General features: G+C 45.2%; 21 protein-coding genes. 3 read left to right on the top strand and 18 right to left on the bottom strand.

Annotation, left to right across the window (positions count from 1 at the left end; translation table 11 throughout):
- Positions 1-180: 180 nt before the first annotated feature.
- Entirely contained in the window at positions 181-1083 is a 903-nt protein-coding gene (locus C7H79_RS13780; RefSeq protein WP_106707817.1) for an SDR family oxidoreductase, read from the bottom strand.
- A 45-nt stretch (positions 1084-1128) separates the two neighbouring features.
- Between C7H79_RS13780 and C7H79_RS13775 the strand changes: the two genes are divergently transcribed.
- Entirely contained in the window at positions 1129-2184 is a 1056-nt protein-coding gene (locus tag C7H79_RS13775; RefSeq protein WP_106707816.1) for a CDP-6-deoxy-delta-3,4-glucoseen reductase, read from the top strand.
- A 921-nt stretch (positions 2185-3105) separates the two neighbouring features.
- Here C7H79_RS13775 and ftsZ read toward each other — a convergent pair.
- The 16 genes from ftsZ to mraZ all read right to left on the bottom strand — a co-directional run bounded on the left by ftsZ (position 3106) and on the right by mraZ (position 20814).
- A complete protein-coding gene (gene ftsZ, locus C7H79_RS13770; protein ID WP_106707815.1) occupies positions 3106-4263 on the bottom strand; it encodes a cell division protein FtsZ in 1158 nt (385 codons plus the stop codon).
- Positions 4264-4331: 68 nt separating this feature from the next.
- On the bottom strand, positions 4332-5570 hold the full coding sequence (ftsA, locus tag C7H79_RS13765; protein ID WP_106707814.1) for a cell division protein FtsA: 1239 nt from the start codon (positions 5568-5570) through the stop codon (positions 4332-4334).
- 23 nt (positions 5571-5593) lie between these two features.
- Positions 5594-6370 carry a cell division protein FtsQ/DivIB gene (locus tag C7H79_RS13760; RefSeq protein ID WP_106707813.1) on the bottom strand — a complete coding sequence of 259 codons (777 nt, stop codon included), beginning with the start codon at positions 6368-6370 and terminating at the stop codon, positions 5594-5596.
- Positions 6360-7277 carry a D-alanine--D-alanine ligase gene (locus tag C7H79_RS13755; RefSeq protein WP_106707812.1) on the bottom strand — a complete coding sequence of 306 codons (918 nt, stop codon included), beginning with the start codon at positions 7275-7277 and terminating at the stop codon, positions 6360-6362. The genes C7H79_RS13760 and C7H79_RS13755 overlap by 11 nt, the downstream gene beginning before the upstream one ends.
- The gene (murB, locus tag C7H79_RS13750) at positions 7277-8272 is read right to left on the bottom strand and encodes a UDP-N-acetylmuramate dehydrogenase (RefSeq protein WP_106707811.1); all 996 of its coding nucleotides are present in this window, start codon (positions 8270-8272) and stop codon (positions 7277-7279) included. Before murB ends, C7H79_RS13755 begins: the two co-directional genes overlap by 1 nt.
- Positions 8273-8285: 13 nt before the next feature.
- Positions 8286-9713 carry a UDP-N-acetylmuramate--L-alanine ligase gene (murC, locus tag C7H79_RS13745; protein WP_106707810.1) on the bottom strand — a complete coding sequence of 476 codons (1428 nt, stop codon included), beginning with the start codon at positions 9711-9713 and terminating at the stop codon, positions 8286-8288.
- Complete coding sequence (gene murG / locus C7H79_RS13740; protein WP_106707809.1) at positions 9703-10794, bottom strand: undecaprenyldiphospho-muramoylpentapeptide beta-N-acetylglucosaminyltransferase; 1092 nt, start codon at positions 10792-10794, stop codon at positions 9703-9705. Before murG ends, murC begins: the two co-directional genes overlap by 11 nt.
- Positions 10791-11951, bottom strand: a complete 1161-nt coding sequence (ftsW, locus tag C7H79_RS13735; RefSeq protein WP_106707820.1) for a putative lipid II flippase FtsW — start codon at positions 11949-11951, stop codon at positions 10791-10793. Before ftsW ends, murG begins: the two co-directional genes overlap by 4 nt.
- A gap of 6 nt (positions 11952-11957) precedes the next feature.
- Complete coding sequence (gene murD / locus C7H79_RS13730) at positions 11958-13373, bottom strand: UDP-N-acetylmuramoyl-L-alanine--D-glutamate ligase (protein WP_106707808.1); 1416 nt, start codon at positions 13371-13373, stop codon at positions 11958-11960.
- Positions 13370-14455 (bottom strand): phospho-N-acetylmuramoyl-pentapeptide-transferase, encoded by a 1086-nt coding sequence (gene mraY, locus C7H79_RS13725; RefSeq protein ID WP_106707807.1) that lies wholly within the window; start codon positions 14453-14455, stop codon positions 13370-13372. The genes murD and mraY overlap by 4 nt, the downstream gene beginning before the upstream one ends.
- Positions 14446-15846, bottom strand: a complete 1401-nt coding sequence (locus C7H79_RS13720; protein WP_106707806.1) for a UDP-N-acetylmuramoyl-tripeptide--D-alanyl-D-alanine ligase — start codon at positions 15844-15846, stop codon at positions 14446-14448. The genes mraY and C7H79_RS13720 overlap by 10 nt, the downstream gene beginning before the upstream one ends.
- A complete protein-coding gene (locus C7H79_RS13715; protein WP_106707819.1) occupies positions 15843-17369 on the bottom strand; it encodes a UDP-N-acetylmuramoyl-L-alanyl-D-glutamate--2,6-diaminopimelate ligase in 1527 nt (508 codons plus the stop codon). Before C7H79_RS13715 ends, C7H79_RS13720 begins: the two co-directional genes overlap by 4 nt.
- Positions 17370-17374: 5 nt before the next feature.
- Entirely contained in the window at positions 17375-19102 is a 1728-nt protein-coding gene (locus C7H79_RS13710) for a peptidoglycan D,D-transpeptidase FtsI family protein (protein ID WP_106707805.1), read from the bottom strand.
- Complete coding sequence (ftsL, locus tag C7H79_RS13705) at positions 19099-19401, bottom strand: cell division protein FtsL (protein ID WP_106707804.1); 303 nt, start codon at positions 19399-19401, stop codon at positions 19099-19101. The genes C7H79_RS13710 and ftsL overlap by 4 nt, the downstream gene beginning before the upstream one ends.
- 5 nt (positions 19402-19406) lie before the next feature.
- Positions 19407-20345: a 16S rRNA (cytosine(1402)-N(4))-methyltransferase RsmH gene (rsmH, locus tag C7H79_RS13700; RefSeq protein WP_106707803.1), complete on the bottom strand. Its 939-nt coding sequence runs from the start codon at positions 20343-20345 to the stop codon at positions 19407-19409.
- 22 nt (positions 20346-20367) lie between these two features.
- Positions 20368-20814: a division/cell wall cluster transcriptional repressor MraZ gene (gene mraZ / locus C7H79_RS13695; RefSeq protein WP_106707802.1), complete on the bottom strand. Its 447-nt coding sequence runs from the start codon at positions 20812-20814 to the stop codon at positions 20368-20370.
- A 239-nt stretch (positions 20815-21053) separates the two neighbouring features.
- Between mraZ and C7H79_RS13690 the strand changes: the two genes are divergently transcribed.
- Complete coding sequence (locus C7H79_RS13690; RefSeq protein ID WP_242447305.1) at positions 21054-21749, top strand: DNA-3-methyladenine glycosylase family protein; 696 nt, start codon at positions 21054-21056, stop codon at positions 21747-21749.
- Between the two features lie 46 nt (positions 21750-21795).
- Here C7H79_RS13690 and C7H79_RS13685 read toward each other — a convergent pair whose 3' ends face one another.
- Positions 21796-22446 carry a class I SAM-dependent methyltransferase gene (locus tag C7H79_RS13685; RefSeq protein ID WP_106707801.1) on the bottom strand — a complete coding sequence of 217 codons (651 nt, stop codon included), beginning with the start codon at positions 22444-22446 and terminating at the stop codon, positions 21796-21798.
- Between the two features lie 235 nt (positions 22447-22681).
- On the opposite strand from C7H79_RS13685, the gene C7H79_RS13675 reads away from it, so the two are divergent.
- On the top strand, positions 22682-23301 hold a 620-nt coding region (locus C7H79_RS13675), incomplete at its 3' end, for a DEAD/DEAH box helicase family protein (protein WP_172592449.1).

Below are 23301 nucleotides of genomic sequence, written 5' to 3'. Positions count from 1 at the left end.
TTAATAAAGACGAAAGGAAAACGGAGAATGGTTCATAAGCCTATAAAAATACGATGACTATGATGGTACCGAGTGGTTAATCTCTGCGGGGGCAATTCCTCGTCCGTTGGAGCGAAAGCTGATTGAAAACCAGCAGATTGATGAGCGCAGTTAATACCCCGCTACTTGCGGCGGGGTGCTTTATTTTTTCTGATTGCTAGTCAGTGCAGCTTTAACGCCCTCATGAACTGTCGGATATAGCAAACTAATGTGTAATTCTTTCTTTATTCTATCGTTCCTAAGCCTTCTAGATTCCTTCATAAAAGATAACATACTGGGGTTTATTTGTTCTTGAGCTTGATTTCGAGTAATTCTGGGCGGGTGTGGTAAGCCAAAATGATCAGCCACCAGGTCAAAATATTCTCCCATTTTGAGATGAGAATCATCGCACGCATGATAAACTCTGTTTGCTTTGGCGAACCGTATGGCAGCATAAACAATCCGCGCGAGATCTTCTGCATGTATATGATTAGTATAACTATCCTCAACATCCAATAAGACAGGACTGCCTTCACGCAAACGTTGCAAAGGTAATCTATTGGCTGCATAGATCCCCGGTACACGCACTATAGAGGTAGAAATGTAATTACGCTTTCCCCAGTTACGTATTTGTCTTTCAGCATGGACACGACGTATGGCTCGATCATTTTCAGGATGAACCGGGTGAGTTTCATCAATTAAATCACCCTTACAGTCACCATAAACTCCACTGGTACTGATATAGATAAATCGTTGTGGTAAAATCGCAGAATTAGTTTTTGTTCGATTTGTAAGAGCAGACAATAAATGCAGGGTTCTAGTATCTCGCTTACCATGATTGGGCGGAGGGGCTAAATGTAATATAAAGTGTGCTATCCCCGCGAGTTTATTAAGGCTTGTGGGGAAATCTAAATTACCGTAAATTGGAGTAATTCCATTTGCTCGTAACTGATCGGCACGATCTGCGTTACGATACAAACCGACAATACGGTAATGTGTTTTTAACAATGGCACTGTTCGTAGAGCAACATCGCCACAACCGATAATTAACAGTGTTTTTTTCATACGATCTCTACAATACTCCCGAATATAATATTTAGCTGCTACTCAATGTCGTATCAAATCCTTATTCAACCCAGCGGCCATATATTAACAGCAAAGTCTGGAGAAACCATTCTTGAAGCAGCTCTGCGTGAAGGATTTTCGCTTCCGTACGGTTGTCGCAACGGTTCCTGTGGAATTTGCAAAGGAAAAATCATACAGGGATCTGTGAACTACGGTCGTCATAGTGAAGAAACCTTAACTGAAGAAGAAATAAAATCTGGTCAGGCATTGTTCTGCTGTGCTTCTCCATTGACCGATTTGATCATTGAGTGTCAGGAGATCAATGCAGTCAAAGATATAGAAATAAAAAACTTACCTTGTCGCGTACATAAGCTTGATCTTGTTGCTCCCGATGTCATGGTTATTTCATTAAAACTTCCTTCCAAACAACGACTACAATTTTTGCCAGGTCAATATATCGACATCTTGCTTAAAGATGGTAAACGTCGGAGTTTCTCTTTGGCGAATGCTCCTCATAACGATGAGTTTTTACAATTACATGTGCGTAATTACCCGGGAGGCGCATTCACAGAATTTGTATTTAATCACATGAGCATTAAAGATATTGTTCGTTTTATCGGGCCTCTTGGATCATTCTTTTTGCGTGATACACCCATTGATGCTGCAATCATTTTTCTAGCCAGCGGAACAGGATTTGCCCCAATAAAAAGTATTCTTGAGCACGTTTTATATCAAGAAAACAATCGAAGCAGCAAAAGAAAAATGGTGCTTTACTGGGGCGCACGCACAAAAGCTGATTTATATTTGGCAGACTTGGCTGACAATTGGCAGCAAGAGCATGAAAATTTTACTTTTGTGCCTGTGTTATCCGAACCCCTACCAACTGATAACTGGGAAGGAAGAGTAGGATTAGTGCATGAAGCCGTGATGCAAGACTTCAAGAATATGGAAAAATACCAAGTATACGCCTGTGGCGTACCCGCAATGATAAAGGCAGCGTACCACGATTTCACCAATTATTGTAATCTACCCAAGAACGCTTTTTTTTCTGATGTATTCACACCTTCAACTAGTAATCCCTCAATTTCTCAAGAATCTTAGTCATATAACAGTCTGCTGAAAAGCTATTGTGGCTTACCGTTATTGTGTAATCGGGCACAAAATACTCATTAATTAGCCGACCTTGAAAAAATATCGAACAATAAACAGAACTCGCTCAGAAATTCAGCGATCAGTTATACGCTACCAAGTAGAAATTCTGGTTTGATATGATTGGCAGGTACGCGCAAACGGAATTTCTCTGGGCATCCTCTTTTTTGTCACCCAGAATGCTATTTTGGCAGATATAACGAATCATAGTGCACGGCTTTTGGTTTAAACTCACATACTTACGTGCCCTTTTTACCCAAAAGCATACTATTCCTAAATTCAATCAGCTAGTTATGATTTTTGAGTAAACTCTAAATACTTATCTTAAGTTCTCTCGATGTCACATGATTAGGCTATCAGAAGTTCGATTCTTAACGTTCTGGCAGTTTCCATGTTCTTCAAGCTCATGGGATTGAGGGATAATGAATCATTTATAGCAATGCAGAATTTGGTACCCTTGAAATCGCTGCAAGTTAAAAATTTTTTCGTACTCCTGACTTATAGCTAATAACGGCATCACCCAAGATTCGTTTGAGTTAGTTTCTGCTCTAAATATTACTGCCGCAGTGTGTTTTGGAGCGAGCCATTCAATCAAAGATTGATTCGTCTAAGATGTTGAAGTTGAATAAAGAAAGTTCCAGCGTAATGGCTTACATCCTGTAGCTGCTACCGCAGCGGTTAGCATCCGTTGTGTCCACTCCGCATTGGATAATGTTTGGAAAACAATTATTAACTAGTTTCAGTGTTGATAATTCTCTAGCATAACGGACTTCCCGCAAAGTTCAAACATAAAGATCCCCGCACATACAGCGGGGTATCCATTATTTTTTCAATGTACTAATTTACAATCAGCAAGCGCTCTTATAAATTTCTTTAGTCTGCTTGTCTTCTCAGAAAAGCCGGAATATCCATCGGATCTACACCAGATTGACGCATAGCTGCGACTGTGGCATTGCTTCTTCTGCCTGTGCGCATAACTGCGGGTTCTTCTGTAGAAAAAATTGAGTCCCTGTCATCAGTTCCAGTACGGGTATGAACAACTGTTAATGGTGAATTTTGATTCTGGTTCTGGGCAACTAGACTGCCCAACCCAGTAGCTACCATTGTTACACGCAAATTATCAGTCATACTTTCATCAATAACTGTGCCGACAATAATTGTTGCATCTTCAGCAGTCAAATCTTTAATTGTATTCATTACTTCATGCACCTCACGCATTTTCAGTGATTGACTGGCTGTAATGTTTACCAAAATACCACGCGCACCTGACAATGAAATATCTTCCAGCAATGGACTGGACACGGCGCGTTCAGCAGCAACACGCGCACGATCAACACCCATAGCTATCGCCGAACCCATCATTGCCATACCCATTTCAGACATGACTGTTCTGACATCGGCAAAGTCAACGTTCACTAAGCCCGGACAATTTATAACTTCAGCGATTCCTGCTACTGCACCGTGGAGCACATCATTTGCCGCCTTGAATGCATCCAGCATAGAGATGTCATTGCCAAGCACCATCATAAGTTTATCGTTAGGAATTACAATTAATGAATCAACATGTTGCGACAGTTCTTCCATACCTGCCTTAGCAGCAAGCAGACGCTTTCCTTCAAATGAAAATGGTTTACTGACAACAGCCACAGTCAGAATACCCATTTCTTTGGCAACTTGCGCCACAACCGGTGCCGCACCTGTGCCCGTACCACCGCCCATGCCAGCGGTAATGAACAGCATATCTGCACCTTGTATCAGCTCAGCGATACGATCACGATCTTCAAGTGCGGCTTCACGTCCAATTTCAGGATTCGCGCCAGCACCCAGTCCTTTGGTAATTCCCGTACCCAGTTGTAATATCGTTGGAGCTTTATTACTTTTCAATGCCTGTGCATCAGTATTCATACTGATAAACTCAACACCTTGCATTCCATTCTGGATCATATGATCCACAGCATTGCTGCCGCAGCCACCCACACCAACGACTTTGATGATTGCCTCTTGAGTATCGTTATTCATGATTTCGAACATATTGTTTCTCCTTTAGTACATTGAAATTAAAGCTGCCTGACTGCTAATACAACACCTAAACTTTGCAATTAAAAGTTTCTTTGGAACCACCCCTTCATTCTGGATAAAACCTGTTTGGCAGAACCTCCTTGTAATCTTGATCCATGTTGATGTTGCATCTGCTCGACACCCGCCAGAATTAAACCAATACCTGTCGAATATCGAGGTGTATGAATTACTTCTCTTAAATTTCCATGATAATTGGGCAAGCCTTGCCGCACAGGCATATGGAATATCTCTTCGCCCAATTCCACCATGCCGCGTAGTGAAGCAGATCCTCCGGTTATTACGATTCCTGATGAAAGCAGTTCTTCAAACCCGCTCCGACGTAACTCAGCTTGTACCAAACCATAAAGTTCTTCAGCGCGAGGTTCTATTACTTCAGCTAAGGTTTGCTTGGAAAGCTGGCGTGAGCCACGATTACCCACATCTGGAACTTCAACCATTTCTTTGGTATCCGCAAGACTCCTCAATGCACAGCCGTAACGGCATTTGATATCTTCTGCGCTCTTGGTTGGCGTACGTAATGCCATCGCAATGTCATTAGTTATTTGATCACCTGCAATTGGAATGACCGCAGTATGTCTGATCGCTCCGTGCGTAAATACCGCAATATCTGTCGTTCCGCCGCCAATATCAACCAGACACACACCAAGATCTTTTTCATCTTCTGATAATACGGCCATTGCTGACGCCAAAGGCTGCAATATCAAATCCCGCACCTCCAAACCGCATCGATGCACACATTTCACGATATTTTGAGCAGCTGAAACAGCGCCTGTTACAATATGAACTTTCACTTCCAATCGTATGCCGCTCATACCCACCGGTTCGCGCACATCCTCCTGACCATCAATAATAAATTCCTGATTCAAGACATGAAGGATTTGCTGATCGGCAGGGATATTGACAGCCTTTGCCGCTTCCATGACCCGTTCGACATCTTTTTCAGTAACCTCCTTATCCTTGATTGGCACCATGCCATTTGAATTAAAGCCCTTGATGTGACTACCGGCTATCCCGGTATATACTTCATTAATTTTGCAATCCGCCATTAATTCTGCCTCTTCCAACGCACGCTGAATGGCATTCACGGTTGTCTCGATATTCGCCACAACGCCTTTCTTTAATCCGCGCGAAGGATGACTACCCAATCCAATAATCTCGACCCCCCCCTCAGGAGTTACTTCCGCGACGATGGCTACAATTTTTGATGTGCCAATATCAAGTCCGACGATCAGATTTCTATTGTCTCTAGTTTTATTCATCTAAGTTTCATCTCCCCCTGGCCTCACGTTTCTCTCCTAGCTACAGATTTATGAGGTTCTTGTTGCATCGTTTCGGGCACACGTATAGCAAAGCCATTTGGATAGCGCAGATCAACATATGCCAGTGAATGTTGCTGATTTAGCCGAGCGATGCTATGGTTATATACTGAAACATAACGAATTAATCTCTCTTCTATCTCATTTCTCCCCAATTCCAATACCGTTCCCGTATTCAACTGAATTCGCCATGCATAACGCTGCGTCAACATTACTTGTGCAATGTGTTGCTGCAGAGGCATTAAAATCTGATTGAATCGTCTATATTGTTGCGTGACTTCATAGGCACTAGCCTCATTTGGGCCAATAAAAACTGGCAAATTAACATCAGCGGTAACTCGAAATACCTCACCATAAGTATTCACCAATGCATGACTTCCCCAATATGCCAATGCATGATGCTCTTCCAGCATTACATTTAACCCGTGAGGCCACTCCCGATATACCCGCGCATCCCGTACCCACGGTAATTTTACAAAAGCTTCGCGCACTGCAGTTAAATTTACGGAAATAAAATTTCCTGCAATCTCATTTCTAACGAGCTTTTCTATCTGTGCATGGGAAACATTTTGCAAGCGTGCATTAATTCCTCCCTCGCCATGAACAATCTGTATATTAATTTCTTTTATCGGAAAAAACGGTGGCCTAATTAGTTGCAAACTTATCCCGCACAACACTGTCACGGCCACCAAAACAAACAATATTTTGGATAACAAATCCAGTGCATGGTGATTATTCCACATGTGTTAAATCCAATATTCTCATCACTAGGTCTTCAAATGAAATCCCCGCTGTCCTGGCTGCCATAGGAACTAAGCTATGGTCGGTCATGCCCGGAGATGTATTCGCTTCAAGAAAAAAGAACTCTCCCGTCTGCGTCAGGATCAGATCAACTCTACCCCAGCCCTGGCAACCCAGTACCTTATAAGCCCGCAAAGCTTGTGTCTGAATATTCGATTCCAACTCATGCGATAAACCGCTGGGACAGTAATACTTTGTATCATTCGATACATACTTGGCCTGATAATCATAAAGCTCGCCCGTAATTTCTATTCTCACGATTGGCAGCGGCGTTTCGTCCAGAATAGCAACCGTTAGTTCCTTTCCCACGATGAATTCTTCAGCCAGCACCAAAGCATCAAACTGTGCCGCCAATTGATAAGCAGGCAGCAAATCATCTTTGTGAGTTACTTTACTCAAGCCGATTGTGGAACCCTCTCGCGCTGGCTTAACAATCAGTGGCAATCCCAATAACTCGGAAACCTCTTCAAAATTACTGTCGGCCTGCAATATTACATAACGTGGAGACTGAATGCCGACCGCCTGCCATAATAATTTAGTACGCCATTTGTCCATAGCCAGGGCACTACTCATCACTCCACTGCCAGTATAAGGCAGTCTCATCCACTCAAGCACACCTTGAATCGTACCGTCTTCGCCAAAACGTCCGTGCAGTGCAATAAACGCACGATCAAAACCTTGCCGCAACAGATCTTCAAGCGCCTTCTCTGCCGGATCAAATGCATACGCATCCACTTCGCTTCGAATTAGCGCGTCCAAAACTGCTTGCCCACTTTGCAAAGAGATTTCACGTTCTGCGGATCGACCGCCAAGCAGAACGGCTACTTTACCAAAGTTATGCCTTATCACTACGTAAGTCTCCTGACATCGCCAATGATCCTGACTTCCTGGATCAAGTCGACACCCGTTGCTTTCTTAACCCTGCTTTGTACCATTAAGATCAAGGCCTCAATATCAGTCGCGTTTGCATGCCCCTGGTTAACAATAAAATTAGCATGTTGAGGTGATACCAGCGCACCGCCAATAGAACATCCTTTCAATCCGCTGATTTCAATCAGACGCGCCGCATGATCTCCCGGTGGATTGCGAAATACTGAACCAGCGTTTGGCTGGTTCAGCGGTTGACTTGCAGCACGTTGTGCCAGTAATTGTTTGATTCGCTGCCGCGACTCCGTATGCTCCCCCTGCGCTAATCTAATATATCCGCCCGCGAACCATTCCATTTCATTCACATTTGACGTTTCGGGCTGCAACTTTACGCTGCGATAACCAATTGCATACTCATCTGCTGTCCGAATAAAGACTTGCCCTTTCCGATTGACAACTTGTACTTGCTCAATGAATTCCCAAGTTTCTGATCCATAACACCCTGCATTCATGGCCAATGCCCCGCCTATCGTCCCTGGTATGCCCGCCAGAAACTCTGCGCCAGCTAAATTATGCTTGGCAGCAAATCTCGCCACTTTTGCACAGGCCACGCCAGCGTCCGCATAGATGAGTCCACCGGATTGATTTTGTTCAATCAACCGCAATTCATTTAATTGAGCGTGCAATGCGATGACCGTACCTTGTATTCCACCATCTCTTATCAACAGATTGCTACCTAATCCGATCACATAAATAGGTTCATGCTGCAATTCCCGTAGACAACTTGCAAAATCTTCCAGATCCACAGGCACGTAGTAATGCTGCGCGCAACCACCGGTGCGCCACGAAGTATGACGACTCATCGGCTCATCAAGACGCATCTCTCCACGGCATATCCCTGACATATCATCTATCTCAGCAGGCACAAAATCTATTGTTGATACACTTATTCTTGCTTTTTCTGACAAACTGGCCATTACTCATTAGCCCTCAATAATCATTACCATTGACTACAATCAATTTGCTTTTCATTTGAGCAATATGTGAAGCAACCTTAGCCACTGAGCCTGCTCCCATCACCAGAACGATGTCGTTATCTTGTACAAGATTGAGTATGGCGATCGGTAAATCATCAACCTCTTCTATATAAATAGGTTCTACTCTTCCTTGCACCCGTATTGATCGAGCTAATGATTTACTATCCGCAGCAATAATCGGATCTTCGCCAGCGGAATACACTTCTGTTAACAACAACGCATCTGCTTGAGATAAAACTCTACTAAAATCCTCAAAAACATCTCGAGTCCGCGTGTAACGGTGCGGCTGAAACGCTACTACCAAGCGTCTGCCTGGAAAGGCACCACGCGCGGCTTTCATGGTTGCTTCCATTTCAGCCGGGTGATGACCATAATCATCAATCAATGCAAAACTCTTTTGCATCGATAATCTAATTTCCCCAAAATGTTGAAAGCGTCTTTCCACACCTTTAAATTCTGCTAACGCTTTCACTATGGCAACATCGGGCACACAAATTTCATTGGCGACCGCAATAGCTGCTAAAGCATTTTGTATATTGTGTAATCCGGGCAAATTCAGCGTGATATCCAGCTTACGGGCCGAACCATTAACACCGATTACCGCTGTAAATTTCATTTGATGGTTGCTATGTTGAATATTGGTAGCACGTACTTGTGCATCTTCGGACAAACCATAGGTCGTAATAGGCTTGGTAATCGACGGCATCACTTCGCGAATATTGGCATCATCTATGCAGACCACAGCCATCCCATAAAAAGGCAAGTGCTGCAGAAATTCTACAAATGTCTGTTTTAGCCTGTTAAAATCATAGCCATAGGTTTCCATATGATCCGCATCAATATTTGTCACGACTGCCAACACCGGCTGTAGATACAAAAACGAGGCATCGGATTCATCCGCTTCGACGACAATGAATTCACCACTACCCAATTGGGCATGACAACCTGCCGCTTCCAGCTTTCCGCCAATTACAAATGTAGGATCCATATCAGCCGCAGCCAGAATACTTGCAATTAAACTGGTCGTGGTGGTTTTCCCATGTGCGCCAGCTATCGCTATACCGGTACGCAACCTAAGTAATTCTGCCAGCATCAAGGCACGTGGAACCACTGGAATATTTTTGTGCTTGGCCGCAATTACTTCAGGGTTGTCAGCTTTGACTGCAGTTGAAGTCACGACAACATTTGCGCCTGCGACCTGTTCACTGGCATGACCTATGTAAACTTTTATGCCGAGGCTGGCCAGTCGTTGAGTAACTTGACTATCCATCAAATCGGAGCCACTGACTTGATAGTTCATATTGACGAACACTTCGGCAATCCCACTCATTCCGGCACCGCCAATACCGACAAAATGAATATGTTTCACTTTATGCCTCATTCTGTGCTCCACTTAGCTCAATACATGCTTCAGCCACGACTTTAGTTGCATCCTGTTTTGCCCGACTGCGAGCCGTTATCGCCATCCCGAGTAATTTCTCCCGTGTCAAATTCAATAAGAAATCCGCCAGTTTTCTCGCGGTCAAGTCGCGCTGATGAATTAACACAGCAGCTCCGTGGTCGGAAAGGAATCGAGCATTCTGAGTTTGATGATCATCTACCGCGTGTGGATAAGGCACTAAAATGCTGGCCACTCCAGCTACACTTAATTCTGCGACGGTCAACGCACCAGCGCGACACAACACCAAATCACACTCCGCATAACGTTTAGCGATATCATCAATAAATGCAGTCACTTCAGCATCCAGCTGAAGATCGTCATACATTTGCTTAACCGAATTCAAATGCGCCATACCCGCCTGATGAACAACCCATGGGCGGATATTTTCAGGCATTAATTTCAGTGCTTCCGGCACAGTGGTATTTAATATCTGCGCTCCCAGGCTACCCCCCACAATCAACAAATTCAATTTTCCCTGCCGCCCCGAAAATCTTATCTCGGGTGCTTCTATCTTCATAATTTCTGTCCGTACTGGATTACCTGAATATACGGATTTCTTTTTGTTGTTCAGAATTGCCTCTGGAAAACCCAGAAAAATCCTATCTGCTAGTTTTGCAAGAATTTTATTGGTTAAACCTGGCACCGAATTCTGCTCATGAATGATTAACGGTTTATTCAGCAGCGATGCCATCATGGCACCTGGAAAAGCTGGATACCCTCCCATCCCTAAAACCACATCAGGCTGCACGCGTCGAATAATTTTTATACTTTGCAAAAATGCTCTGATCAGGCGCAGTGGCAGCAATAGCCAGGTAGCTAGGCGTTTACCACGCAGCCCCGAAAAGCTGATCACTTCAGTTTCGTAGCCGCACTGAGGCACCAGCTTTAATTCCATGCCAGTTTCGGTTCCAAGCCATACCACATGCCAGCCCAACTGCCTTAGATAATCAGCGACTGCCAGCCCCGGAAAAACATGCCCTCCTGTTCCACCCGCCATGATCAGAATTGTATGCTTTCTCATATGGCAAGTCCGCGCAAACGTTGGCGATTTTCCCAATCAATCCGCAATAGAACTGCCAATGCAATGCAACTCGCGGTGATACTGCTGCCGCCATAACTTAGCAAGGGTAGCGTTAACCCTTTTGTAGGTAAAACACCCATGTTTACACCCATATTGATCAGTACCTGCAAACCAATCCAGACACCGATTCCCTGCGCCACCAAGGCTGAGAAAGGACTATCCAGTTTTGCTGCCAGTCGACCAATAACAAATGCACGAGTGATGAGCCACATGAATAAAACGATCACGACGGCAACGCCTACAAACCCAAGCTCCTCCGCCAACACGGAAAGCAGGAAATCTGTATGTGCCTCGGGTAAATAGAACAACTTTTCCACACTGCCGCCCAGTCCGACACCAAGCCACTCACCACGTCCGAATGCAATCAGCGCATGGCTTAACTGATAGCCTTTACCATACGGGTCGGCCCAAGGATCCATAAAAGCAACTACACGGCTTAATCGATAGGGTGAGCTCAGAATTAACTCATATATACCAATCGCCAGAATGCCGATTAGCCCGATAAATATTTTTAAACTAACACCTCCCAGGAACAGGATTGACATGGCCAGTGCAGACACTACGAAGAAAGCTCCAAAATCCGGCTCCAGTAACAATAAAACTCCTACTATTGATAGAACAATGGTTATGGGAAGAAATCCTTTTTTCAGAGAATTCAGATCAGCCGCTTTGCGATTCACATAATCAGCAGCATACAATACCATGAAGAATTTCATGTATTCAGAGGGCTGAATATTGACCACATAGAGTGATATCCAGCGCTGGCTACCATTGACTTCATGACCGATACCGGGAACCAAAACCAGTATCAGCAACAAAACACCGATCATGAACAGATATGCGATGTATTTCTGCCATATCTGCATTGGCACCTGAAAAGCAATCAGTCCCAGGATCAATCCAAATCCCAGGTAAGCAATGTGCCGCCACAAATAGTAGCCAGCACGATCAGATCCATACTGAGCCTCTGCAATTGCAATCGAAGCAGAATAAATCATGACCAAGCCAATACTCAGCAGCAGCAGGGTAGACCATACTAATGCCTGATCAAAATCTGCCATGACTCTCGGTTTCTGATTGATTGCCTGATAAATCATCATTACTTAATGTTTTTTTTGTCCAAAACTAAAAAACTTATTTTCAATATCCTTGACTGCAGCCACAAACACCTCTGCACGATGGATATAATTTCTAAACATGTCGTAACTGGCGCACGCTGGCGAAAGCAAGACCACGTCTCCTGTTTGTGCTAACAAAAAGCTTTTCTGCATTGCTTCCTCCATAGTGATTGCAAAATGGAGAGGAACGCCACAATCTTTCAATTCACTGGCTATGATTCCCGCATCACGACCAATCAGCACTACCGCGCGAGCATTTTCAGCAACTGCCTGTCTCAGATGTGAGAAATCCTGCCCCTTGCCATCACCACCTGCTATCAAAATGACATTCTGTTTCATGCCGTTCAGTGCCGCGACCGTTGCTCCCACGTTAGTACTCTTGGAATCGTCAAAGAAAGTGACTCCGTTAAAAGCTGCAACTTTCTCCATTCGGTGTGGTAAACCGCGGAATTCACGTAATGCGGATAAGAGTGGTTCAATCGCGATATTCAATGCACGGCACATAGCTATTGCTGCAAGCGCATTGGCAGCATTGTGCAAGCCATTGACTACAAGCTCAGAGATTCTCATTAAGCGGTTATCGCCTTCTATCAACCACAGATCATCCTTGTCGCGCAGGATGCCGAAATCAGTCTGGGTAGATGGCGCATCCAATCCGAAGGTCATCTGCTTTCCATCAACCAAAGCCATTGCACTGATTCTGGAATCATTTCGATTCAAAACTTGTATGCATACATTGCCTTTCTCATGCAGGAAAATTTTTTCTTTAGCGGTGACATAATCTTGCATGCATTTATAACGATCCAAATGATCTTCACTCAGATTAAGCACAGTCGCCACATCGGCGTTCAAATTATGAGTTGTTTCCAATTGAAAGCTGGAAGTTTCCAGTACCCATGCCTGCGGCCAATTTCCAGCATCCATTTGTTCCATCAACGCATTCAGAACGGCTGGACCAATATTGCCGGCTACTGCCACACTCCACCCTGATTTCCGCAACATGGCACCGACCATTGACGTCACTGTTGTCTTTCCATTCGATCCCGTGATCGCAAGGATCTTGGGTTTAGGCAACTTACTTTGTTCAAGTGCCCAGGAAAAAAATACCAGATCTCCTATAACGGGTATGCCAAGTCGAATAGCTTGCTGCACGCAAGCATCTGCCACTGGAACGCCTGGACTTATTGCAATCATTTCTATGCCATCCAAAATTTTGGCTTCAAATTTACCCGTATAAACTTGCACTTCTGAAAACTTCTCCATTATTTCTTTCCAGGCTGGCGGTTCCTGTCTACTATCAGCAGCACGAACTTTGGCACCTTGGCGAACCAGCCATTTAACCATCGACAAGCCTGTTTCTCCCAATCCCAGCACCAGCACTGCTTTATCTTGCAAATTCATCTTAACTTTAATGTTGATAATCCAATTAAAACCAGGATAAAGGTAATAATCCAGAATCTGACTACCACCTGATTTTCTTTCCAGCCTTTCAATTCATAGTGATGATGCAAGGGCGCCATGCGAAACACTCTTTTGCCCAACAATTTGAAAGATGCTACTTGCAACATAACGGACAAAGCTTCCACCACAAAAACACCGCCCATAATGATCAGCACAATTTCCTGGCGCACAATCACAGTAACCACGCCTAAAGCAGCGCCCAGCGCCAGCGCACCTACATCCCCCATAAATACTTCAGCGGGATAAGCGTTAAACCACAGAAAAGCCAAACCCGCACCCGACATGGCACCACAAAAAACAGCCAACTCTCCCGCATGGGGGATATAGGGAATTCCGAGATATTTTGCGAAAACGATATGCCCAGCGGCATAGGCAAAGATTGCGAGCGCACTACTAATCATAACTGTCGGCATAATAGCCAGACCGTCTAAGCCATCGGTTAGATTCACTGCATTGCTGGTGCCGACCACAACAAAATATGTCAGGATAACAAAGCCAGCGAATCCCAATGGAATCGCCACTTCCTTAAAAAACGGCACAATCATGTCGGTTTGCGCTGAAATTTCTGCGGTTGATGCCAAATAAACTGCGACAGCTATTGCAATAACAGACTGCCAAAAAAACTTGACCTTTGCTGAAAGTCCTTTGGGATTACGATGAACCACCTTGCGGTAATCATCAATCCACCCAATCACCCCAAATCCCAGGGTTGTCAACAGCACCACCCAGATATAACGATTACCCAAATCCGACCACAACAAAGTAGTCAGCAGGATTGACATCAGTATTAAAGCGCCGCCCATAGTCGGGGTACCCATTTTAACCAAATGAGTTTGTGGACCATCATCACGAACGGATTGACCAATCTTATAAGCAGTCAGCTTTCGTATCATTAAAGGTCCGATTACGAAGGAAATTACTAACGCAGTAAGCGTAGCCATTACTGTACGCAAGGTTATGTAGCTGAATACATTGAAAACACGAAAATCCTGTGACAACCATTGAGAAAGTGCTAGCAGCATGTTAGCACCTCGGGTTGTTCCAACTGCTTCACGACCCGCTCCATTTGCATGAAGCGTGACCCTTTCACCAGCAGAATAACATCATTTGCAAGCAAATCTTTCGTGACGCTCAGTAGTTCATCGATAGAATTAAAATGTCGCGCACCTTTACCAAACTCCTCTGCTGCGTAAGCACTTAATTTGCCCAAAGTCAATAATCGATCCAACCCGGCATTGCGTGCTTCTCTACCGATCGCGCGATGTAACTCAACGGTTAACTTACCTAATTCTCCCATGTCTCCCAGAACCAGTATTTTCTTCCCTTCAGCTGCAGCCAATACAGCTAAAGCAGCCCGCACCGATTCTGGGTTTGCGTTGTAAGTATCATCAATTAGCAGGGCATGATGTAAACCGCATTTTTTTTGCAGCCGCCCTTTGACACTTTGGAATCTCCGGAGACCCGCTGCAATCCATTCTTTTCTGATACCTAGAGCACAGGCTGCGGCAGCTGCGGCCAATGCGTTATAAACGTTATGTACCCCTGGTGCCTGCAATATCACTTCGACGGCACCTTCAGGCAATCTCAGTTGAATCGTATTGACTAATTGATCCACTTGATACACAGCACTCACCTGAGCATTTTCGCTTAAACCAAAATCAATAATTTCTCTTGCACCGACATACTCACGCCATAATGACGCATATCGGTCATCCGCATTAATAACCGCTGTTCCGGACCGATCTAGACCGGCAAAAATCTCCGCTTTAGCTCGCGCCACAGCCTCGATCGAACCTAATCCTTCAATATGCGCTGCGCCTGCATTCGTAATTACTGCAACATTCGGCTTAGCCAATCGAGCCAGATAGGCAATCTCTCCGACATGATTCATCCCCATCTCAATCACTGCATATTGATGCTGTTGCCGTAAACGCAATAACATCTGTGGTACGCCGATATCATTATTCAGATTGCCTTCGGTAGCCAGCACACATTCAATTGTTCCATTGTCTGCTGCATCTTGAGTTGCTGCTGCACGTAATATTGCCGCAATCATTTCCTTGGTTGTCGTTTTACCATTACTGCCTGTAACACCGACCACCGGTATCGAAAAACGATTGCGCCAGTGCGCTGCCAGCTCCCCAAGCCCTAAGCGCGAATCCTTGACTCGAATCACCGGAAAATCAATCGGCAAATCGACACTATCAATATTTTGTTGGAGCATCGCAGCCACTGCGCCCTTTTCTTTAGCACTAGACACAAATTTACCGCCATCAAATTTTTCGCCAGATAACGCCACGAACAACTCACCATGCTTAAGAGTACGGCTGTCTGTGCTGACTCCGGTAAAACTGACATCTGAGCCACTCCAATCAGCATGTAATATATCTGCAGCTTCACGAATCATCATCATTGCTGCACCCGCACTTTTACAGATAACTCCTTCAGCACCTGTTGAGCTACTTCAGCATCGCTAAAAGAAATTTTTTGCCCTTTTACTTCCTGGAATTTTTCATGTCCCTTACCTGCGATCAACACAATATCACCGTTACGCGCATTGGCGATTGCCTGATAAATAGCCAACGCTCGATCTACTTCTAATTGATAATTTCCCTTAACTGCACCTGCCGCAATATCTTTAATAATTCGCAAGGGATCTTCTGAGCGCGGATTGTCACTGGTAAAAATAACTTCATCAGCCAAGCGTGTAGCAACTTCACCGACCAAAGCGCGTTTTCCTTTATCGCGATCGCCGCCGCAACCAACAACACAAAATAAGCGTGCATCTCGACCCTCAATACGCAAAAGCTCACGCAAAGTACATAACGCTTTCTCCAATGCATCCGGTGTATGAGCGTAATCAACGATAATAATCGATTGATTGCTCTCATAGTATTTTTCCATCCGTCCTGGAATGGGTTGTACACTCTGAAGCGCCCGGATCGCATCCGGCAATTGAATTCCACTTGCTAACAAGGCTGCAATGACTGCCAGCAAGTTAGATGCATTGAATTTGCCCAGCAAGTCGACTCTCAAATGTTCGTGATTATCCTCAAATTCAATATCAAATTCCATACCATGGATATCAAATTTAAGATTTGACCCGTGTACCATTTTGAACTGCTTTGAATCACTTTCCTCAGGATAACAAAACCCGTAACCAATTATTTTGGTTGTCTTATTGGCAAGTTGCCGCGATATTTCGACACCCAGAACATCATCCATATTCACGACTGCGTACTTTAATTCCGGCCAAAAAAACAGGCTTGCCTTGACTGCGGCGTACGCATCCATATCTTGATGATAGTCCAAATGATCGCGCGACAAGTTTGTAAACACTGCAACTGAAAACTTTGTGCCGATGACTCGTCCCTGTACCAAGCCATGCGAAGATACTTCCATTACTACGCTCTTAGTGCCTTCATCGACAAATTCTTTGAGTGAATGCTGTAATATTGTGGCATCAGGCGTTGTATTTTCTGAAACTTCCAACTTTCCAATAAATCCCCTCCCTAGCGTTCCTTGCACAGCCGTTTTGTAGCCCAAACTTGACATAGCTTGAGCGAACCAATGACTGCATGAAGTTTTACCATTAGTTCCGGTAATTCCCACCATCCATAATTTTTGTGATGGATAATCATAAATATGACCAGCAATCAAACCTGCCTTCATCTTAAGATCATCCACCGCTAAGGCGGGGATATGCCATTCAGACTTCCATGCAAAATTGCGTGGATCCCACAGAATCGCATTGGCCCCAGCAGCGATTGCTTGTGGAATAAATTTGCGTCCGTCAGTGGTATCGCCAGGATATGCCACAAAGGTATCGCCCGGTTTTATCTGACGACTATCTGCGACCAGATTCCTAATCACAACGCCCAATACTTCAAGCAGATGGAAATCAAATCCTTTTGATCCTTTGCTTTTTGCAGTCATCAGGCTCACCCTTCATCTTCCATTTCTGGTGTTGCAGTAAACGTAATGACATTATTGGCCGACGCATCGGGTGGAATATTTAAAATATGCAAAGCTCCAGACATGACTTTGCTGAAGATGGGAGCAGCAACAGCACCGCCGAAATATTTTCCAGCTGTTGGTTCGTCGATCATCACTGCAATGATCAAACGCGGATTTGAGGTCGGTGCATATCCCACAAATGTTGAGATATAGCTTTTATTTGCATACTGCCCATCTATCAACTTATGTGCCGTCCCCGTTTTACCAGCAACACGGTACCCGCTTATTTGCGCCAAAGGCGCTGTTCCTCCAGGCTGGGTCGCCATCTCCAGCATACGGCTCATTGCCCAAGCAGTATCGCGTGAAATTACGCGCTGTCCCATGACGGGCATATTCTGTTTCAGCAAAGAAATGGGTTTTAATTCTCCGCCGCTTGCAAAGATCGTGTAAGCACGCGCCAACTGAATTAAACTGGTTGATATGCCATGTCCATATGACATTGTGGCTTGCTCAATGGGTCGCCATCTATTATAGGGCCGCAATATTCCGCTGGCTTCGCCAGGAAAACCTGAGTTAGTCAGCGCACCGAATCCTGAACGATTGAACATTTCCCACATTGTCTGCGGCTCCATTGACAACGCGATCTTTGCCGTACCAACATTGCTCGATTGCTGAATAATCTCGGCAACAGTCAATTCGCCTTTATTGCTGACATCTCGTATAGTTTTCCTTCCCACCTGCCACGATCCAGGCGCGGTCTGCAGGACCGTATTTGAATTCACTTTCCCGACTTCCAGCGCAATTGCCACCGTAAATGGTTTTAAAGTCGAACCAGGTTCAAAAGTATCAATTAAGGCCCGATTGCGAAGCCTTTCATTATTTATGGTTGATCTTCTGTTAGGGTTATACGCTGGCCAATTGGTGAGCGCCAATATTTCTCCTGTTTGCGCATCCAGAACCACGATACTGCCCGCCTTTGCTCGATTAGCCAGGACGGCTTGTCTCAATTCCGCATGCGCACGATACTGAATCCTTCTATCTATGGATAAAACCAAATCTTGCCCCGGTTTAGGAGAACGAATGCTTGCTACATCTTCATCAATAATCTGCCCTTTGTTATCCTTGATCACCCGACGGCGACCCAACTCCCCTGCAAGCGTTTCCTCCCAACCGCGTTCAACACCTTCCTGACCTTCGTCATTGATATCAGTAAAACCCAACACATGCGCAGCAAACTCACCTTCCGGGTAATATCGCTTGGATTCGCTGGTTAAATAGATACCTTTGATCTTCAATTCCATGATCTTCTCAGCGATATCCGGTACTATTTGTCTCTTCAGATAAACAAAACGCCTGTTCTCCTTAGTAAGCAGTGCGTTGAGATCAACGCTATTCATCTCCAGCAAATCTGCTAATTGCCGCAGCTTCTCGGGTTTAATGTCCACCACTTTCGGATCAGCAAATATTGATGCGACCGGTGAACTGATCGCCATGATATGGCCATTCCGATCCGTAATCATCCCCCGCTCAGCATTCATTTCCAATACTCGGCTATAGCGCGATTCTCCCTTCTTTTGCAAGAAATCGTTGTGCATCCCCTGAAGATAGGCAGCACGCACCGCCAAACTGATCAAACCCAGCACCAGCAAGCCAAACAACAGCATGGAACGCCATGCTGATAATTTAATTTGCGGTAATACTGGTTGAATCATGGTGTAACTTTCTCCACATTCATTTCATTCTCAGCCGTATTGATTGATACAATTTGTATGCTGGAAGCGTCTGGCACCATCATGTTCAAGTGTTCTATCGCAATACTCTCTATGCGCCCATGCATAATCAAAGTGCTTTGTTCCAATTGCAACCTTCCCCATTCCACTTCCAATTTTTTTTCTGTCTCTTTTTCTTTCTCCAACGCCATGAAAAGATTCCGCACCGTATGTTGCGAGGTCACCACGCCTAATGCGCTTGCAATGAGCACCAGAATAATGAAGATATTCAATTTGAACACTCGATTTACCTGTTGATATGGATTTTTTCACTCACACGCATCACTGCGCTCCTTGAGCGGACATTCTCGGCCACTTCAAGCTCATCTGAACGAATTGCCCGCCCTACCAGTCGCATAGTTTGTTTGCTAAAGCGTTGCAATTCTTTTTCCCGTATTGGCACCCCGCGCGGCAGCTCATCATTACTGGCTGCTGCTCGCATAAACTGCTTCACCATCCGATCCTCCAGAGAATGAAAACTAATCACTACCAATCGCCCGCCCGGCCTCAATAAACCCACGCATTGCGGCAAAACCAGCGACAATTCCTCAAGCTCCTGATTGAGATAAATGCGTATCGCCTGGAAAGTGCGCGTCGCTGGATGCCGGCTTTTTTCCCGCTGCCGTGCACGGACCACCGCTGCGACAATCTCGGCAAGTTGTAATGTATTAACAATTGGCTGCCGCGCTCTTTCCGCAATAATCGCTCGTGCAATCTGTCTAGCAAACCGTTCTTCGCCATACTCTCTGATCACCCATTCCAATTGTTTTTCCGTCACCGTTAACAACCACTCTGCCGCAGTCTGCCCGCCACTGGTATCCATGCGCATATCGAGCGGTCCCGCTGACCGGAAGCTGAACCCACGCGAAATTTCCTCCAATTGCGGCGACGACACACCCAAATCCAGTAATACTCCGTCAATCTGCGTAATCTCCATAGTCTGCAGAATCTCTTGCATTCTGGAAAAACTGCCATGGCGCATACAAAATCGATGGTCCGTAATTGCTTCCCCTGACAGTACCGCGACGGGATCTCTATCCAGCGCAATCAGCCGACCACGTTCACCTAATCTCGACAGGATCAATCGACTATGCCCGCCGCGCCCAAACGTTGCATCCACATAGATCCCATCTGGTTTCAGCACCAATGCATCAACGGCTGCGTGTAACAACACCGGGATATGCATTTGTTCCTTTTTATTCAATCAATTATAACGAGAACCCTTCTAGCTCAGGAGGCATGCCGCCATCCTTGAATGCCAGCGCAATTTCGATTTGTAAATTCCATTGCGTTTCATCCCACAGCTCAAGCTTCGTGCCCTGTCCTACCAAAACCACATCTTTGGACAGACTAGCAAACTGACGCAACGGCGGCGATATCAAAATACGGCCGACAGCGTCCATGTCGACATCGCAGGCATTACCCACCAGCAACCTTTGCAAGTTGCGAGTTACTGTGTCAAAACTGGAAAGATTATTGAGTTTTTGTTCTATCGGTTCCCAGGCTGGCTGAGGATAAATCAACAAACACTTTGAAGGATCAACAGTCACTATCAAGTGTCCTGAGCAGGTAGACATCAGTTCGCCACGGTATCTTGCGGGTATCGCAAGCCTACCTTTTGCATCCAGATTGAGCTGCGTGACGCCACGAAACATGCTGTCTCCTCATATAACGGGAAAATTCATCGAGACACACCAAATTAACCCACATTTTCCCACTACTTCCCACTTTAATCAATAAATCCTCGATAGTCAAGCAAGAAATAGGGTTTTTATAGTTATATGACAAAGACTTAAATGTGAAGCCCATTACAAGAGAACAGACAGCAAATTGTTCAAATAAATAAGATAGATAGAATAAAAATCATAGGTGCATTATCAATTTTGCTGCGATAATGATTTCCAATAAACAGGTATTACAAGCAAAAATCACGTACTCGTTTCAATTAATTTTCCCACTTCATCACAAAAATATGATTCCCGAATATTGGACACAAGCAACACAGGAATTAGCCGTCTGCGATCAAGTCATGCAGCAATTGATTCAACAGTTTCAGGGTGTCACGCTCACCTCGCGCGGCAGTGCTTTCACCACGTTGGCGCGCTCCATCGTTGGACAACAGATTTCCGTCAAGGCTGCTGAAAGCGTCTGGCAAAAAGTCATCAGCGCAATTCCTGTCTTCGAACCGCACACGGTCGCTGCAAAAGAACCGGACTTATTAAGAACCTGCGGACTTTCCGCAAGGAAAATAATCTACCTGCAGGATTTGTCACGGCATTTTATGGAAGGAAATTTGAACGAAATTAGCTGGATCAGCTTGGACGATGAAACCATTATCACGCAATTGAGCAAAATAAAGGGCATCGGACGCTGGACTGCGGAAATGTTTCTTATTTTTCATTTGCAGCGCCCGGATGTGCTACCACTCGATGACATCGGCCTGCAACGCGCGATCAGCTTGCACTACTTCGACAAACAAAGCGTCGATAAAAAAACCATGATCCAACTCGCCCAGTCATGGCAACCCTGGCGTTCGGTCGCGACATGGTATTTGTGGCGCAGTCTGGATCCGCTGCCGGTCGAATATTAAGAGCACCTCGATCAAACCGTCTATTCCATGGTGCAAAGTGCTCATCTCAGCGGAGGGGCTTTGCGGCACAGTACAACGCAATCGTGCCAGCAACAGTGCGATGATGAGCAGTCGTTTCAACCGGATGAAATCCGGCATCTGCCATAAAAACCGGCAATAATCCCAGAACGTGATCGTGTATCTCTTCAAACCAACGCATTAACCAGGAAATCAACCACATGCTGAAAACATGCGGCTTGCCGAAATCCACCACATGCAAAGACCCCCCTGGCTTCAATACGCGGAATGCTTCTCTAAACGCATGCTGTTTATCCTGCTGCGTCAAGTGATGCAACAACAAGCTGGCAAACACATGATCAAAACTTTCATCCGGATAAGGCAAACAACATGCCGTACCCTGCTGCAGCATGATGGTTTCTCCCGCTCGCTCGGCTTTCTTGCGTGCAATGGCCAGTATCTGAGGATCCACATCAAACCCATAAACTGCCGCTTGCGGTTGAGTTTGCTTAATTAATAAGGTGAGCGTACCCGTACCACAACCTGCATCCAATAAGGTCTGGCCGGGTTGAATATCGGCCTGCGCGATTAATGCAGACTGCATTTTCGATTCCGGAAAAAAATATCGCATCATGGGATCGTACCAGCGCGTCAGCCAGTGGAAATGAAATGCCGGAATATAGCGAGGGTGCTTTTTCATGACGATAAACTTCTCTTCTTTTCCTTTTTATCCTAATAATCGAGTAAGAGATCAACTACAGTATGCTCAGCATAATACTACACTGTCCGCATTATCCAATATTCGATTGAAAATCCATAGTAATAGCCAATTTGAAACTGATATGCTTTAATCCCCAATTTGCTGTTTCAAATGCCTGGATCTTGCGGCTTATCAAAAAACCATTGATCGAAAATAAAAAACAAATTCCACCCGCATGAACGACAAAAGAAGCCTTTCCGAACGCGATATCTGCACCAAATATATCACCCCTGCACTGGTGCAAGCCGGATGGAATTTGCACCGCCAGATCCGGGAAGAAGTGAGCTTCACCAAAGGCCGCATTATCGTGCGCGGAAAATTACATGCACGTGGCGAACAAAAACGCGCTGACTATATTCTGTATTACAAATCCAATATTCCACTGGCTGTGATTGAGGCCAAGGAAAACAGTTGCAGCATAGGGGCCGGTATGCAACAAGCTTTAAATTATGCCGACACGCTTGGCGTACCTTTTGTATTCAGCTCCAATGGTGATGGCTTTCTGCTGCATGATCGCACCGGATTGGCAGAACGGATCGAACAGGAACTGACACTGGATGCTTTCCCATCACCGGCGCAACTGTGGCAACGCTACTGCCAGTGGAAAGGACTGGAATCCATCGAGGCCCGCCACACGGTCGAAATATCGTACTTTGATGATGGCACCGGCCGTACGCCGCGCTATTATCAGGCCAGTGCCATCAACAATACCGTTGAAGCCGTGGCGAAGGGCCAGCAGCGCATTTTGCTGGTCATGGCCACCGGAACCGGCAAAACGTATACGGCATTTCAGAT

It is taken from the genome of Nitrosomonas supralitoralis (assembly GCF_003011925.2).
Taxonomy (GTDB): Bacteria; Pseudomonadota; Gammaproteobacteria; order Burkholderiales; family Nitrosomonadaceae; genus Nitrosomonas; species Nitrosomonas supralitoralis.
The sequence above is the reverse complement of the archived record's forward strand: the minus strand, read 5'-3'. Positions and strand labels throughout refer to the sequence as shown.